Origin of the sequence: Ensifer sp. ZNC0028, from assembly GCF_000799055.1 — a bacterium.
Classification (GTDB): domain Bacteria; phylum Pseudomonadota; class Alphaproteobacteria; order Rhizobiales; family Rhizobiaceae; genus Ensifer.
Genome location: NZ_JTLA01000094.1, coordinates 1 through 14,649, shown reverse-complemented (window position 1 = coordinate 14,649; position 14,649 = coordinate 1). Strand labels below are relative to the sequence as shown.

The window sequence follows — 14,649 nt, the reverse complement described above, 5'->3', positions numbered from 1 at the left end:
CTAATTCCCTTTGCCCACTGAATTGCAGGCGAGAACGTACCACCCGGGGTAGGCCTCTGAAAGAGCGCGCGCTGTCGCAGCCGCGCGCGCCTCGCTGTCGAAAAGCCCGAAGCACGTGGCGCCTGAACCGGACATGCGCGTGAGTGTCGCTCCGGCTTGCGTCAGCGCTTGGCAGACCTCGCCGATCACGGGTTCAAGGCTCTCTGCCGGCGGCTGCAGATCGTTGCGCATCGTGGCCATGGCGGAAATCCACTCGGCAACAGTTCCGGCACCGTGAAGCGCAGCGAGCGGCGGGTTCGTTTTGTTGGAGAGCGTCCGGAACACGACCGGCGTTGAGACGGCGACGAGCGGATTGACCAGCACGATCGGCAGGGCGGGGAAATCGTCGATCGGCGTGATCTCCTCGCCGATCCCCTTCGCCAAGAGAGGCTTGCCGGCAAGGCACATCGGCACGTCCGCCCCGAGCCGCAGCGCGATGGCGGCAAGGTGGGAAGGCTCGATCGTGGCGCCCCAGAGTTCGAGAAGCCCAAGAAGCGTCGCCGCGGCATCCGCCGACCCACCGCCGATGCCCGAGGCGAGCGGCAGGTTCTTTTCGAGATGCAGGTGAACCGGCCCGGCCGAGTCGGGGGCATGCGCCCGCAGTTCGGCGCGCAGCAGGTCTCGTGCCTTCAGAACCAGATTGCCGCCATCAGCGCCGGCATCCATCGGCAACGCGGCGGCAAACGCGCCCGATACGGTGAAGCGATCCGCATCCGCCCGCGAGAGACCAATGCGGTCGCCGCGATCGGCAAAAGTGACGAGGCTTTCGAGAAGGTGGTGGCCGTCGGCGCGCTGGCCGACGACGTGAAGGGCCAGATTGATCTTGGCGGGGGCTGCGCGCGTCAGCGCGAAGCCCTCGATGTCACCGTCCGACATGGAACGATCAGGACTTCTTGTCCGGCGCCGGTGCTTCCGGGGTCACCTTCTTCGGCGCAGTTTCCTTGGCGTCGGCCGAGGCGGGGACCGTTTCCTTGAGCGGCGGCAGCCCGTTCTCGATCTTTGCCTTGATCTTCGGGATCTCGGCTTCCTCGGGCTTCAGTTCGAGCGTCTGCGTCCACTGGAACACGGCCTCGAGCTTGCGGCCGACGCGCCAGTAGGCGTCGCCAAGGTGATCGTTGATCGTCGGGTCGCCGGCCATCAGTTCGGCCGCCTTCTCCAGCTCCACAACCGCGTCGTCGAAGCGGTTCATGCGGAAATAGGCCCAGCCGAGGGAATCGACGATATAGCCGTCATCCGGCTTCAGCTCGACGGCCTTGCGGATCATCTCCAGGCCTTCTTCGAGGTTGATGTTCATGTCGACCCAGGAATAGCCGAGATAGTTCAGCACCTGCGGCTGGTCTGGATTGAGCTCCAGCGCCTTGCGGAAGTTCGGCTCGGCCTTGTCCCAGAGCTTCTGGCGCTCGTATGCGATACCGCGCTGGAAGAACACGGTCCAATCGCTGCGCGTCGGCACGGAGCCGATCTGTTCGACGGCGCGATCGTAAAGCTCGCCCATCTCCTTGTAGTCCTTGGCGTCGGAAAGCACGCTGCCATAGGCGAGATAGTTGCGGATGTTCTTCGGATCGACGTCGATCAGCGCCTTCAGGTGCTTCTTCGCCTCGTCGACCTTGCCGATGCTGGCGAGGCTGAGGCCGAGCTGCAGTTCCGAAACGCGCCGCATCGGCGAGGTCTCGGGGATGGCCTTGTAGAGTTCGATCGCCTCGTTCGGCTTCTTCAGGTTTTCAGCGATGCCGCCGAGCATGACCAGGATGTCGGCGCTATCAGGGTCGAGCCGGCGCGCGGTCTGCAGGTAGAGCGAAACGATATCTTCGGCGCCGTCGCGGTTGAGTGCGGCACCGATCGAAAAGAGCACGGCCGCAGTGCCCTGGGTGGCGTTCTTGACCTGCTGTTCCTGCGGGACGCCGTTCTCGATCTCGGTCCTCAGCGCCTGCAGCGGCGTGTAGTTGTTGACCATGTTTTCGCCGACGGCGACGGTGTCGAGCGCCTTCTGCTTGTTGCCTTCGCGTGCCTCGAAACGGGCGAGCGCTTCCACTGCACGCATGAAGGTGTCGGGAGCGGCGCTTCCGCCCTCGCGGTCGAGAATGGCGTCGTTGAGCCTGCTGCGTGCCGTCTGCTTGTCACCCGCGGCAACCGCGATCGCGCCGGCATGGTAATTCTTGAACACGCGGAACCATTCGGGACCGTCGAGTTCCTTGATCTGGGCGAGCGCTTCCTTCGGCTTGCCCTGGCCGAATTTCGCCCAGGCAGAGAGCAGGCCGTTCATCAGCCGGTCGAGATCGTTCGGGCCCTGGTAGTTCAGAAGCTTCTGCGCGTTGCGATACTCGCGCTTGCGGATTGCTTCGATCGCGCGAATGACCGTCGTGATGCGCTCGACGGCCGGGTCGGACTTCAGCTGCTCGGCGATCTTCGCGCCTTCGTCGAATTGGCCCGCCATCAAGAGCGTGATCATCAGCCGCTGCTTGACGTCGTTGTTGTTGGGCTCGAACTGCAGCGCGATCCTGTAGAGTTCGGTGGCGGAAGCGAAGTCGCGGTCCGTATCGGCGGTGCGGGCAGCGAGAAACGCGCCGGAAAAGGTATTGACCGATTTGATGTCGAAGGGTTCGCTTTCCTCGGCGGCTGCGGCCTTCTCCTCGGCAAATGCCTGGTGGCCGCCGCTGACAGCAGCGAGAGCCAGCAGTGCTGCGCCGCTGAGGAGGCGGAGAATCGTCTTTTGCCGCATGTCAAACCTTTCGCGCCGATTGCTCGGCTTTCGCACCACTAAGGGTTGTTTCGGAGTCAGCCACATATTGCCCAACGCAACTCTTGAGGAACAGAATGGCTTTTTTGGCGCAACGCGGCAAGAAAATCCTGTCGTTCGTTCTGGCCTGCCCGGAGCCCGTCAGCTGACGCGATCGATGCAGAAGTCGATGACTTCCGTAAGCGCCGATTTCCAGGGTGACGCCGGCAGCGGCGCCAGCGCGTCGCGGGCAATCGTGCCGTAGTGCTGAGCGCGCGCGATCGTGTCGCTCAAGCCGCCATAGCGCTTGATCAGCCCGAGCGCCTTGTCGAGGTTGGCGTCGCTGCTGTCGCCGCCTTCGATCGCCTCGCGCCAGAAGGCGCGGTCTTCCGCCGTCCCGCGGCGGTAGGAGAGAATCACCGGAAGGGTGATCTTGCCTTCGCGGAAGTCGTCGCCGACGTTCTTGCCGAGATCGCTCGACGAGCCGCCATAGTCGAGCACGTCGTCGACGAGCTGGAAGGCGAGGCCGAGGTTCATGCCGTAGGATTTCAGCGCGTTGCGGTCGGATTTGCTGGTCTGGGCAACGATCGGGCCGACTTCGGCGGCCGCGGCAAAGAGCGCTGCGGTCTTGGCGCGAATGACCTGGAGATAGTCGTCCTCTGTCGTTTCCATGTTCTTGGCGACCGAGAGCTGCAGCACTTCCCCTTCGGCGATGACCGAAGCGGCGGTCGACAGCACGTCGAGCGCGTCGAGCGAGCCGACATCGACCATCATGCGGAAGGCCTGGCCGAGCAGGAAGTCGCCGACCAGCACGCTTGCCTGGTTGCCCCAGATCGTGCGCGCGGTGGACTTGCCGCGGCGAAGGTCGCTTTCATCGACGACGTCGTCATGGAGAAGCGTCGCCGTGTGCATGAATTCGACGCTGGTTGCGAGCTTGACGTGGGCGTCGCCCTCATAGCCGAACATCGCAGCGGAGGCGAGCGTCAGCATCGGGCGCAGGCGCTTGCCGCCCGAGGAAATCAGGTGGTTGGCGACCTCAGGAATCATCTGAACGTCGGAGCCGGCCTTCGACAGGATGAGCTGGTTGACGCGCTCCATGTCCGCCGCTGTCAGGTCAACGAGCGGCTTTACGGACGCCTGTTTGTTTTTGCTGTCTTCCAGCGGTATCACTACGCCCACACCGGGACTCCTGTTTTCATTGTCGCTTTCGACAATAGGAAGGGGTGTCCCGTGCGGCAAGAGGCGAATTGTCCCGCTTGCTGAAATAGGACAGGAAAAACCGCCGGATGAAGGAATTGATCCGTACCAACGATGCCGTCCTGCTCTCCTTCGCCGAGAGCCTGATGAAAGACGCCGGCATCGCAAGCCTGATTGCCGATCAGGGGATGAGCATTCTCGAGGGCTCGCTTGGCCTCTTGCCCCGCCGCTTTCTGGTCGCCGAGGAAGACGCGGATGCCGCGCGCCGGATCCTGATCGACGCCGGGCTCGAGGCGGAGTTGCGATCGTGAGTTCGGTTCCGGCTCCGGCGGCCGCAACCGAGACCGTCGATGCCTTTCACCGCGGCAAGTTCCATGTCGTCCAGCCGCTCGGCCAGGGCCACCGGTCGGGCATGGACGCCATGCTCTTGGCGTCGCTCGTCGCATCGGATCGTCCCTGCCGCGTCGCCGATCTCGGTGCCGGCGCGGGTGCGGCCGGCATGGCGGTTGCTTCGCGGATCGACGATGCGGAAGTGGTACTGGTGGAACGCTCGCCCGTTATGGCGGAGTTTGCCCGCCGCAGCCTGGCGCTCGCAGAAAATGCCCGCTTTGCGCAGCGCGTCTCGGTCGTCGAGGCCGACGTTTCGTTGACAGGTAAGGCGCGCGTCGCGACGGGCCTGGCGGATGACAGCTTCGACCATGTGATCATGAACCCGCCCTTCAACGATGCCTCCGACCGCAAGACGCCGGATGCGCTCAAGGCCGAGGCCCATGCGATGAGCGACGGGCTGTTCGAGATCTGGGTGAAGACGGCAGGCGCGATCATGAAGCCGGGCGGGCAACTGTCGCTGATCGCCCGGCCGGAATCGGTCGCCGAGATCATCGCCGCCTGTGGCCGCCGCTTTGGCGGTATCGAGATCACGGCGCTGCATCCGCGCGTCGGTGAAAATGCCGTGCGCATCCTGGTGACGGCGATCAAGCAGAGCCGCAAGCGGCTGGTCCTCCGCGCGCCGCTCGTCATGCACGAGGAGGGGCATCGCTTCGCCGACCATGTCGACGACCTCAACAATGGCCGCGCCGCCTATCGCCGCCGTTGATTTACCGTATGCGGCATTGCGTTCGCCGCGTCAGTGCATACATGGCATGGAAGAGCCCCTGACGACGATCCGGGCAGGGGAGGCGAAGCGTTCCGCTTATCGCCAATGAGACGCGGTCACGTCTTTGATTTCCGGCTGTTCCGGCCCAAGATCATAGGCATGGCCCAGCAGGCAGGAGTTGAAATGAAGGCGTTCCTGAGACGGTTGTTGCCCAAGCGTTTTCGCAAGGAAGGCGTGACGATCCCCGTCGTCCGGCTCCACGGCGCGATCATGGCCGGCGGTGGGCAATTTCGGCCGGCGCTCAACCTGGCAACGGCCGCTCCGCTTCTCGAAAAGGCCTTCGCAATCAAGGAGGCTCCGGCGGTTGCGATCTCCGTCAATTCGCCCGGCGGCTCGCCGGTGCAGTCGCGGCTGATCTACCAGCGCATCCGCGATCTCGCCCAGGAGAAGAAAAAGCGCGTGCTGATCTTCGTCGAGGACGTCGCCGCATCCGGCGGCTACATGATCGCGCTTGCCGGTGACGAAATCATCGCCGACCCGACCTCGATCGTTGGCTCGATTGGCGTTGTCTCCGGCGGCTTCGGTTTTCCGGAACTCCTGAAGAAGATCGGCGTCGAGCGGCGCGTTTACACCGCCGGTGAAAACAAGGTGATGCTCGATCCGTTCCAGCCGGAGAAGGAAAACGACATCGCTTTCCTGAAGAACCTGCAGCTCGATATCCACGATACCTTCATCCAGATGGTCAAGGCCCGCCGCGGCCAGCTGCTCGCCGACGATCCCGATATCTTCTCCGGTCTTTTCTGGACCGGTCGGCGCGGGCTGGAGCTCGGCATCATCGACGGGCTTGGCGACCTGCGCGGCGAGGTGAAGAAGCGCTATGGCGACAAGGCGCGCCTCGAACTCATTCAGCCGGTGCGCAGCCTTTTCGGCCGCCGGCAGAGCGGTGCCGCCGTCGCCGGCGCGATCGCTGCTCCATTGGCCGCTTCCGCAGCGGTGGGACTTGCCGAAGCCATCGAGGAAAGGGCATTGTGGGCCCGGTTCGGGCTTTGATGCCTGCCCGGCCTGACATGTCCTTGGAGGGAAAATGCCGCAACTCATCCTGCTCCTGATCGCAGGTTTCGTCTTCTGGCTCGGCTATCGCAAGTTCGTGGCGGATGCCCAGAAGCTGACGCGCCGGCGCGAGCGGGCGCGTCGCGAGGAGCAGACCGGGGCCCAGGGAACATTGGTGAAGGATCCGGAAACCGGCGAATACAGACTGAAGCGCGACGGCGAGTGAGGGCGGTCTGAACGCGTCAGTGTGGCGGCGGTCTATTTGCCTGCCCGCTGCCGTAGCGCTTGACCCCTGTCATCAGGCGTGGCACCTGTCCGGCACATTTTCCAGAAGAAATCCGGACGCGATCCATGACCACTCTGCCTGATCATATGAACCCGAAGCGCTCGTTTCAGGCTCTGATCCTGACACTCCACAACTACTGGGCCGACAAGGGTTGCGCCGTGCTGCAGCCCTACGACATGGAAGTGGGCGCCGGTACCTTCCATCCGGCAACGACCTTGCGCGCATTGGGCCCGCGTCCCTGGCGCGCGGCCTACGTCCAGCCGTCGCGTCGCCCGACCGATGGCCGCTACGGCGAAAACCCGAACCGCCTGCAGCACTACTATCAGTATCAGGTGATCCTGAAGCCGAACCCGTCCAACCTGCAGGAACTCTATCTCGGTTCGCTCGAGGCGATCGGCCTCGACCCGCTGCTGCACGATATCCGCTTCGTCGAGGACGACTGGGAAAGCCCGACGCTCGGCGCCTGGGGTCTCGGCTGGGAATGCTGGTGCGACGGCATGGAAGTCTCGCAGTTCACGTACTTCCAGCAGGTCTGCGGCATCGAATGCTCGCCGGTCTCGGGCGAACTGACCTACGGTCTCGAACGCCTGGCCATGTATGTGCAGGGCGTCGACAACGTCTACGACCTGAACTTCAACGGCCGCGAGGGTGCCGAGAAGATCAGCTATGGCGACGTCTTCCTGCAGGCCGAACAGGAATATTCGCGCTACAATTTCGAATACGCCAATACCGCGATGCTGCATCAGCATTTCATCGACGCAGAGGCCGAGTGCCAGGCGTTGCTGGCTGCCGGCGCTCCCGGCGACAACAGCAACAACCACCTGCACAAGTGCGTCTTCCCGGCCTATGACCAGTGCATCAAGGCGAGCCACGTGTTCAACCTGCTCGACGCCCGCGGTGTGATCTCGGTCACCGAGCGCCAGAGCTACATCCTGCGCGTACGCACGCTCGCCAAGGCCTGCGGCGAAGCCTTCCTGTTGACCGACGCCGGTGGCGCGAACCTCAGCCGGGACGCCGCTTGAGCATTGAACCGTCCGGCCTTGTCGTTCACATCAACGGCTGGCCGGGCACCGGCAAGCTGACAATCGCGCGCCACCTTGCCGAAAGGTTGGGCGCGCGGCTCGCCGACAATCACACGCTGATCAATCCGGCCGAGGCGCTGTTTGCCCGCGGCACGCCGCTCTACCGGTCGCTGCGGGCGGCGATCCGCGAAAGCGTGTTCGAGCACGTCGCCAAGGCGCCGGCCGAGCAATCCTTCGTCTTCACCGATGCACTCTCGGACGATGCCGCCGATAGCCGCGCCTTCGAAGACTATGCAGCACTCGCGCAAAGACGGGGTGTGCGCTTCGTCGCGGTCGTCATCGATTGCGATCTTGAGGAGAACTTGAAGCGGCTGACGCGCGCGGGCCGGGCCAAGCAGCACAAGCTCACCGATCCCGAGGTGCTCCTCGGATTGCGGCGCGCCCACAGGCTGTTGCGCGGCAACGGCGACCTGCTGATCGAGATCGACGTCACTGGTCTGGGCGCGGATGAGGCGGCAGAAGCAATCGTGTCGCAGATCAAGGGGCGGTCGACGGTCAGATGATCCGGGTGGCGCCGACGTCGTTCTTGCAGAACGGTTTCATCGTCGGGTAGGCGCCGGTATAGACTTGACCGGAATAGGTCTGCAGGGCGCGGCGAACACCGGCCGGCCGTTCGGGCGAGTGAGCGCTCGCATAGGCAACGAAGAGCGCCGAAAAGGCGATCACGTTGATGAGAGTTGCGAGCGTTTTCATGGTCTTCACTTCGGTTCCGGGTTGTTCGATGAAACGACTATCGCCGATCGCCGGCGGGTCCGCCGTTACCATTGGAACAGGAATCGAGAGGTTTTCGCCTGCCGAGGCGTTGCTGCGGTGAACAGTCTGTTCACGCTGCAGGTGGCAATTGGGGAGGAGTGCGTTTCTCGGCCCGATTGCTGCAGAAAGCGCTATGAAGCTGAGAAGCGAATGCTAATCTCTGCGCGAGTTTTTTGGAGGGTGCCCTATGATCGGTCTGGCAATCGCCGTCGTCGTGATCCTGTATCTGGTTTTCGTCTATAACGGTCTCGTCAAGGCGCGGCAGATCGCCGAGGAGGCGTGGTCCGGCATCGATGTGCAGTTGAAGCGCCGCGCCGATCTGATCCCGAACCTGATCGAAACCGTGAAGGGCTACGCCGCCCACGAAAAATCGACGTTCGAAGAAGTCATTGCCATGCGCAACCGCGCGCAGGCGGTGCCAGCAGGCGACGTCGAGGGGCGGGCCCAGGCGGAAGGTGCGCTCTCCCAGGCGCTCGGCAAGCTGTTTGCGCTGGCCGAAGCCTATCCGGACCTCAAGGCCAACGAGAACTTCGCCGAGATGCAGCGCTCGCTGGAAACGATCGAGGGCGAGATCCAGATGTCGCGCCGCTACTACAACGGTGCGGCCCGTGACCTGAACGTCAAGGTCGAGAGCTTCCCGTCGAACCTGATCGCCAACGCCTTCCGCTTCGTCAAAGCCGGCTACTTCGAAATCACCAACGAGGCCGACCGCGCGGTGCCGCAGGTCAAGTTCTGACCGCCACGCTTCCCGAACATTCCTCGCCGCGGGATCCCGCCGCGGCGCCATTCGCATCAAGAGACCCATTCGATGACCTCCGATAGCATGAAAAAACTGACCATCCTGCCGACCGACCATCCGCTCCGCGGCCATGTCCGCCCGCCGGGCTCGAAGTCGATCACCAACCGGGCGCTGCTTCTGGCCGGCCTTGCCAAGGGCACGAGCCGGCTGACCGGTGCCCTGAAGAGCGACGACACCCGCTACATGGCGGAAGCCTTGCGCGCGATGGGCGTCGAGGTCAGCGAGCCCGATGAGACGACCTTCGTCGTCACCAGCACGGGCAAGTTGCTCCCGCCGGCAGCTCCCTTGTTCCTCGGCAATGCCGGAACCGCGACACGCTTCCTGACGGCGGCGGCCGCTCTCGTCGATGGCACTGTCGTGGTCGATGGCGACCAGCACATGCGCAAGCGGCCGATCAAGCCCTTGGTCGAGGCACTCGGCACGCTCGGCGTCGAAGTCACCTCCGAGACCGGCTGCCCGCCGGTCACCGTCAAGGGCACCGGCGGTTTCCCGGCCGGCCGCGTCGTCATCGATGCCGGCCTTTCGAGCCAATACGTCTCGGCCCTGCTGATGGCGGCTCCCGGCGCCAAAGGTCCGGTCAGCATCGAGCTTGCCGGCGACGAGATCGGCGCGCGCGGCTACATCGACCTGACCGTCGCCGCCATGCGCGCCTTCGGCGCCGAAGTCGAGCAGGTGAGCCCGTCCGTCTGGCGGGTTGCGCCGACCGGCTACAAGGCAGCCGACTATGTCATCGAGCCGGATGCTTCGGCGGCGACCTATCTCTGGGCTGCGGAAGTCCTGACCGGCGGCGCCATCGATCTCGGCGTTCCGGCGGACGCCTTCTCGCAGCCGGATGCCCGCGCCCATGCGGTGATCGCGAGTTTCCCGAACCTGCCCGCCACTATCGACGGTTCCCAGATGCAGGACGCGATCCCGACGATCGCCGTGCTTGCAGCCTTCAACAACACGCCGGTGCGCTTCGTCGGTCTCGCCAACCTGCGCGTCAAGGAATGCGACCGCGTGCGTGCCCTGTCGCTCGGTCTGACGGCGATCCGGCCGGATCTGGCGCATGAGGAAGGCGACGACCTGATCGTCTCCTCCGATCCCACGCTTGCCGGCCAGACCTTGCCTGCCTCGATCGACACCTTCGCCGACCATCGCATCGCCATGAGCTTTGCGCTTGCCGGCCTGAAGATCCACGGCATCACCATCGAAGATCCCGGCTGCGTCGCCAAGACCTATCCGGCCTATTGGGACGCGCTCGCTTCCCTGGGGGTCGAATTCAGCGGCGACCGGCCTTGATATCGGGCGGGAAGCGGGGCGGCGTCTGCGGTTTCCGCGCGCATCCCGCTCTCACCCATAAGAACCGATCTCGTGCCTTGAACCTCAACCGGAAGAAAGCTTGATCCGTATGCCTCGTTTCGCTGCCGCATTTGCCGTTCTGGTGTTTTTGCTGGCAACGGCGGGGGCTGGTCGGGCGGAGGAGGTCTTCTCCGCCTATCGCTCCGTCATCGATGTCGCGAAGGACGGCACGATGACGGTGACCGAGACGATCACCGCGACGGTCGAGGGCAACAAGATCCGTCGCGGCATCTATCGCGATATGCCTTTGACTTTCACGGACGCCAAGGGCAAGCGCAACAAGGTCGATTTCAAGCTGCTCTCGGTGGAGCGTGACGGTGAGCAGGAATCTTACCGCACCGAGACGATCAGTGGCGGCATCCGCATCTATACCGGTTCGGCTGAGGTCTTTCTGGAGCGGGGCGAGCATACCTTCCAGTTCACCTACGAAACCGGCCGGCAGATCCGCTTCTTCGACGATCACGACGAACTCTATTGGAACGTCACAGGCACAGAATGGGACTTCCCGATCGACGAGGCAAGCGCGACCGTGACGTTGCCGCAGGGTGTCAGGGCCGAAGCGCTCGACTACTTCACGGGCGGCTATGGCGCGACCGGCAAGGATGCGCGCGCTTCCAGGGACGGCAGTGAGATCTTCTTTGCCACCACCCGCCGTCTCGATCCCCGCGAAGGCCTGACGATCGCGATCAAGATGCCGAAGGGCAGCATCGACAGGCCTTCCTCCAGCCAGGAAAATGCCTGGTGGCTGCACGACCATCTGGCGCTCGTCATCGCCGGCGCAGGCCTGGCCGTCGTCCTTCTCTACTATAGCCAGGCCTGGCTCAGGGTCGGGCGTGACCCGCACCGCGGCGTCATGGTGCCGCGCTGGGATCCGCCGGAGGGCATCTCGCCGGCTCTGGTCAACTATATCGACAACAGGGGCTTTTCCGGCGAAGGCTGGACGGCGCTGTCGGCGGCCGCACTCAATCTCGCGGTCAAGGGACACGTCGTTCTCGAAGACCTGAAGAACGCCATCGTCATTGCCGCCACCGGCAAGAAAGCCGACGAAAAACTGCCGACCGGCGAGGCGGCGGTGATGAAGGCGGTCAATGCGAGCGGCGGCAAGCTCACCATCGACCGCGCGCATGGCACCCGGGTGCAGGCGACCGGCGCCGATTTCCGCAACGCCATGGAGCGCGAGCATCGCGGCAAGTATTACCACGCCAACAGCGGTTACATCGTTGCCGGCGTCATCCTCTCGGTGCTGGCCGTCGCGGGGGTGTTTCTCTTCGGAGACCTCAGCGATGACAGTCTGCCGCTGGTGATCGTTCCCGTCTTCATCGCCTTCTTCGTCTCGATCCTCGCCGTCTCCTTCGGTAAGTCGCTGCGACGGGAGAAGAGCCTGATGAGCCGGATCATGTCGATCGTCGTGGTCGCCTTCATCGGCTTCGTCGCCTTCACGATCTTCTCGGCCATCCTCGCCACCGTCTTCTATTCGGCCGCCGAAACCGACGAGCTGCCGCTGCTCTTTGTCATTGGCGCGATCGTGCTCGTCAACGTGCTGTTTTTCTTCCTGATGGGGGCGCCGACGCCGCTTGGAACGCGGATGATGGATGGCATCGACGGGCTCCGGCAATATATGACGCTCGCCGAGAAGGACCGGATGAACATGCAGGGGGCGCCCGAAATGTCGCCCCGGCATTTCGAGACGCTGCTCCCTTACGCCGTGGCGCTCGGCGTCGAGAAGCCGTGGACCGAGACCTTCGATCGCTGGCTGCTGGCCGCGGCGGCGGGGGCGGCTGCGGCCGCCGCTTATCAGCCGGGCTGGTATCACGGTGACGGCTTCGGCTCGAGCACCTTCGGCGATCGCATCGGCGGTTTTGCCGGATCCATGGCCGACACGATGACGTCCTCCCTGCCGCCCCCGCCGAAGTCGTCATCGTCAGGCTTTTCGACCGGCGGCGGCTTCTCCGGCGGTGGCGGTGGCGGCGGTGGTGGCGGCGGCTGGTAAATCCGCCGCGCACTTGCCCTTGGAAAGCCAAATTCATCGCGGCGCTTGGTGACAATCTTGCCAGAGATTGCTAAGTCCGCCGCAACCGTCAGGAACAGAAAAAGTCACTCCCATGCCCGATCTTCTTATCGAACTCCGCTCCGAGGAAATTCCTGCCCGCCTGCAGCGCAAGGCGGCCGGCGACCTCAAGAAGCTGCTGACCGATGCCCTGGTCGAAGCGGGCCTGACCTATGAGGGTGCGCGCGAATACTGGACGCCGCGCCGGCTGACGCTTGATATCCGTGGCCTCAACGCCCGCTCCGCCGATGTTCGCGAAGAGCGCAAGGGTCCGCGCACCGACGCCAACGAGAAGGCGATCGAAGGCTTCCTGCGCGGCGCCGGCCTTTCCTCGATCAGCGAGGCGCATGTCCATAGCGACCCGAAGAAGGGCGACTTCTACGTCGCCCACATCGTCAAGCCGGGACGCCCCGCCGAAGAGATCATCGCCGAGGCGATGCCCGAAATCATCCGCAATTTCCCCTGGCCGAAGCCGATGCGCTCCGGCGTGGCCTCGGCCAAGCCCGGTGCTTTGCGCTGGGTCCGCCCGCTGCAGTCGATCGTCTGCACCTTCGGTTCTGAAACCGACGAGACCCAAGTGATCGCGTTTGAAGTCGACGGCATCGTCGCCTCGAACGTCACCTATGGTCACCGCTTCCATGCACCCGAAGCGATCACGGTCCGCCGCTTTGCCGACTATGCCGAGAAGCTAGAAAAGGCGAAGGTCGTTCTCGATGGCGAGCGCCGCAAGGAAATGATCCTTGCCGACGCGCGCAACGTCGCCTTCGCCAACGGCCTCGAACTCGTCGAAGACGAAGGCCTGCTCGAAGAGGTCTCCGGCCTCGTCGAATGGCCGCAGGTGCTGATGGGCAGCTTCGAGGAAGCCTATCTCGAAATCCCCTCGGAAATCATCCGGCTGACGATCAAGACCAACCAGAAGTGCTTCGTTACCCGCGCACCGGGTGCAGACACGCTCTCCAACAAGTTCATTCTCGTCTCGAACATCGAGGCGAAGGACGGCGGCAAGGAGATCGTGCACGGCAACGGCAAGGTCGTGCGCGCCCGCCTGTCGGACGCAGCGCACTTCTGGCACCGCGACCAGGGCAACCTGCCGGACCTCGAAACGCTGGAAGCATCGGCGAAGACGTTCAATCTTGATCTTGCCAAGCCGCTCGACCAGCGCATGGCCAAGCTCGATGCGCTGAACGTCACCTTCCATGCCAAGCTCGGCACCCAGGGCGAGCGTGTCGCCCGCATTCGGGCGCTAGCCGGTGAACTCGCCAAGGTGACCGGTGCCGACGCCAAGCTCGTCGACCGCGCGGTCGTGCTCGCCAAGGCGGACCTGCGCACCGAAGCCGTCGGCGAATTCCCCGAGCTTCAGGGCATCATGGGTCGCAAGTATGCATTGCTTCAGGGTGAAGATGACGCAGTGGCCACGGCGATCGAAGATCACTGGAAGCCGAACGGTCCCTCGGACCGTGCGCCGACCGATCCGGTTGCAGTGACCGTGGCACTTGCCGACAAGCTCGACACGCTCGTCGGCTTCTGGGCGATCGACGAAAAGCCGACCGGCTCGAAGGACCCCTTCGCGCTGCGCCGCGCAGCACTCGGCGTCATCCGTCTGATTCTGGAAGGCAAGGCGCGCCTGGCGCTGTTGCCCGCTTTTGAAACGGCGCTCGTCGCCCTTCGCGCGCAGAAACCGGCACTTTCGGATGACGTTTCGGCCGATCTGCTTTCCTTCTTCCATGATCGCCTCAAGGTCTACCTGCGCGACCTCGGCGCCCGTCACGACCTGATCGACGCCGTACTGATGCCGGATGCCGACGACCTGCTGATGATCGCCCGTCGTGTGGAGGCGCTGACCGCCTTCATCACCGACGAGGAAGGCCGCAACCTCTTGGCCGGCACCAAACGCGCCACCCAGATCCTCGCCGCCGAAGAGAAGAAGGGCACTGCCGTCGCCGACGCTGTCGATGCCGGCCTCTTCCGTCTCGATGCCGAAAAGGCGCTGCACCAGGCCGTCGAAATTGCTTCGGCTGAAGCGCGCGACGCGGTCGCCAAGGAAGACTTCCGTTCGGCCATGGAAGCGCTGGCCAAGCTGCGCGAACCGGTTGACCAGTTCTTCAACGACGTGCTCGTCAACGACGATGATGCGGCAATCCGTGCGAACCGTTTGGCGCTGCTCGGCCTGATCCGCTCGGCCACCGGTACGGTCGCGGACTTCTCGAAGATCGTCGGATAAGGCGTGATGCCGCCGGGAGACC

General features: G+C 64.0%; 14 protein-coding genes. 10 read left to right on the top strand and 4 right to left on the bottom strand.

Annotated features, from left to right (window positions below):
- The 3 genes from L981_RS21685 to L981_RS21675 form a co-directional block, all read right to left on the bottom strand.
- Positions 1–915 (bottom strand): 4-(cytidine 5'-diphospho)-2-C-methyl-D-erythritol kinase, encoded by a 915-nt coding sequence (locus L981_RS21685; RefSeq protein WP_043620915.1) that lies wholly within the window; start codon positions 913–915, stop codon positions 1–3.
- 7 nt (positions 916–922) lie between these two features.
- A complete protein-coding gene (locus L981_RS21680; protein WP_043620913.1) occupies positions 923–2,758 on the bottom strand; it encodes a tetratricopeptide repeat protein in 1,836 nt (611 codons plus the stop codon).
- A 159-nt stretch (positions 2,759–2,917) separates the two neighbouring features.
- Positions 2,918–3,934 carry a polyprenyl synthetase family protein gene (locus L981_RS21675; protein ID WP_034801067.1) on the bottom strand — a complete coding sequence of 339 codons (1,017 nt, stop codon included), beginning with the start codon at positions 3,932–3,934 and terminating at the stop codon, positions 2,918–2,920.
- Between the two features lie 107 nt (positions 3,935–4,041).
- On the opposite strand from L981_RS21675, the gene L981_RS21670 reads away from it, so the two are divergent.
- From L981_RS21670 to L981_RS21645, 6 genes are all read left to right on the top strand, one after another.
- Positions 4,042–4,263, top strand: coding sequence for a DUF2007 domain-containing protein (locus L981_RS21670; RefSeq protein WP_043620908.1), 222 nt, complete (start codon positions 4,042–4,044; stop codon positions 4,261–4,263).
- The gene (locus L981_RS21665) at positions 4,260–5,048 is read left to right on the top strand and encodes a tRNA1(Val) (adenine(37)-N6)-methyltransferase (RefSeq protein WP_043620902.1); all 789 of its coding nucleotides are present in this window, start codon (positions 4,260–4,262) and stop codon (positions 5,046–5,048) included. Before L981_RS21670 ends, L981_RS21665 begins: the two co-directional genes overlap by 4 nt.
- Before the next feature lie 183 nt (positions 5,049–5,231).
- Complete coding sequence (locus L981_RS21660; RefSeq protein ID WP_043620899.1) at positions 5,232–6,098, top strand: S49 family peptidase; 867 nt, start codon at positions 5,232–5,234, stop codon at positions 6,096–6,098.
- A gap of 34 nt (positions 6,099–6,132) precedes the next feature.
- Positions 6,133–6,324, top strand: a complete 192-nt coding sequence (locus L981_RS21655) for a hypothetical protein (protein WP_043620897.1) — start codon at positions 6,133–6,135, stop codon at positions 6,322–6,324.
- 125 nt (positions 6,325–6,449) lie between these two features.
- Positions 6,450–7,406 carry a glycine--tRNA ligase subunit alpha gene (locus L981_RS21650; protein ID WP_082006116.1) on the top strand — a complete coding sequence of 319 codons (957 nt, stop codon included), beginning with the start codon at positions 6,450–6,452 and terminating at the stop codon, positions 7,404–7,406.
- Positions 7,403–7,969: an AAA family ATPase gene (locus tag L981_RS21645; RefSeq protein WP_043620892.1), complete on the top strand. Its 567-nt coding sequence runs from the start codon at positions 7,403–7,405 to the stop codon at positions 7,967–7,969. Before L981_RS21650 ends, L981_RS21645 begins: the two co-directional genes overlap by 4 nt.
- Here L981_RS21645 and L981_RS21640 read toward each other — a convergent pair.
- Positions 7,962–8,159 (bottom strand): hypothetical protein, encoded by a 198-nt coding sequence (locus tag L981_RS21640; protein ID WP_043621007.1) that lies wholly within the window; start codon positions 8,157–8,159, stop codon positions 7,962–7,964. The genes L981_RS21645 and L981_RS21640 overlap by 8 nt on opposite strands.
- Positions 8,160–8,406: 247 nt before the next feature.
- Here L981_RS21640 and L981_RS21635 point away from each other — a divergent pair, with 247 nt between their 5' ends.
- The 4 genes from L981_RS21635 to glyS all read left to right on the top strand — a co-directional run bounded on the left by L981_RS21635 (position 8,407) and on the right by glyS (position 14,627).
- Positions 8,407–8,955, top strand: a complete 549-nt coding sequence (locus L981_RS21635; RefSeq protein WP_043620889.1) for a LemA family protein — start codon at positions 8,407–8,409, stop codon at positions 8,953–8,955.
- 72 nt (positions 8,956–9,027) lie between these two features.
- The gene (gene aroA, locus L981_RS21630; protein WP_043620886.1) at positions 9,028–10,299 is read left to right on the top strand and encodes a 3-phosphoshikimate 1-carboxyvinyltransferase; all 1,272 of its coding nucleotides are present in this window, start codon (positions 9,028–9,030) and stop codon (positions 10,297–10,299) included.
- Between the two features lie 109 nt (positions 10,300–10,408).
- Positions 10,409–12,349, top strand: coding sequence for a DUF2207 domain-containing protein (locus L981_RS21625; RefSeq protein ID WP_043620882.1), 1,941 nt, complete (start codon positions 10,409–10,411; stop codon positions 12,347–12,349).
- A gap of 112 nt (positions 12,350–12,461) precedes the next feature.
- A complete protein-coding gene (gene glyS, locus L981_RS21620) occupies positions 12,462–14,627 on the top strand; it encodes a glycine--tRNA ligase subunit beta (protein ID WP_043620880.1) in 2,166 nt (721 codons plus the stop codon).
- The last annotated feature ends 22 nt before the right edge of the window (positions 14,628–14,649 follow it).

Excerpts from the sequence above, each read along its gene's own strand:
- L981_RS21640 (WP_043621007.1), bottom strand. The coding sequence starts at position 8,159 with ATGAAAACGCTCGCAACTCTCATCAACGTGATCGCCTTTTCGGCGCTC.
- aroA (WP_043620886.1), top strand. The coding sequence starts at position 9,028 with ATGACCTCCGATAGCATGAAAAAACTGACCATCCTGCCGACCGACCAT.
- L981_RS21635 (WP_043620889.1), top strand. The coding sequence starts at position 8,407 with ATGATCGGTCTGGCAATCGCCGTCGTCGTGATCCTGTATCTGGTTTTC.
- L981_RS21680 (WP_043620913.1), bottom strand. The coding sequence starts at position 2,758 with ATGCGGCAAAAGACGATTCTCCGCCTCCTCAGCGGCGCAGCACTGCTG.
- L981_RS21625 (WP_043620882.1), top strand. The coding sequence starts at position 10,409 with ATGCCTCGTTTCGCTGCCGCATTTGCCGTTCTGGTGTTTTTGCTGGCA.
- L981_RS21650 (WP_082006116.1), top strand. The coding sequence starts at position 6,450 with ATGACCACTCTGCCTGATCATATGAACCCGAAGCGCTCGTTTCAGGCT.
- L981_RS21660 (WP_043620899.1), top strand. The coding sequence starts at position 5,232 with ATGAAGGCGTTCCTGAGACGGTTGTTGCCCAAGCGTTTTCGCAAGGAA.
- L981_RS21685 (WP_043620915.1), bottom strand. The coding sequence starts at position 915 with ATGTCGGACGGTGACATCGAGGGCTTCGCGCTGACGCGCGCAGCCCCC.
- L981_RS21670 (WP_043620908.1), top strand. The coding sequence starts at position 4,042 with ATGAAGGAATTGATCCGTACCAACGATGCCGTCCTGCTCTCCTTCGCC.
- L981_RS21655 (WP_043620897.1), top strand. The coding sequence starts at position 6,133 with ATGCCGCAACTCATCCTGCTCCTGATCGCAGGTTTCGTCTTCTGGCTC.
- glyS (WP_043620880.1), top strand. The coding sequence starts at position 12,462 with ATGCCCGATCTTCTTATCGAACTCCGCTCCGAGGAAATTCCTGCCCGC.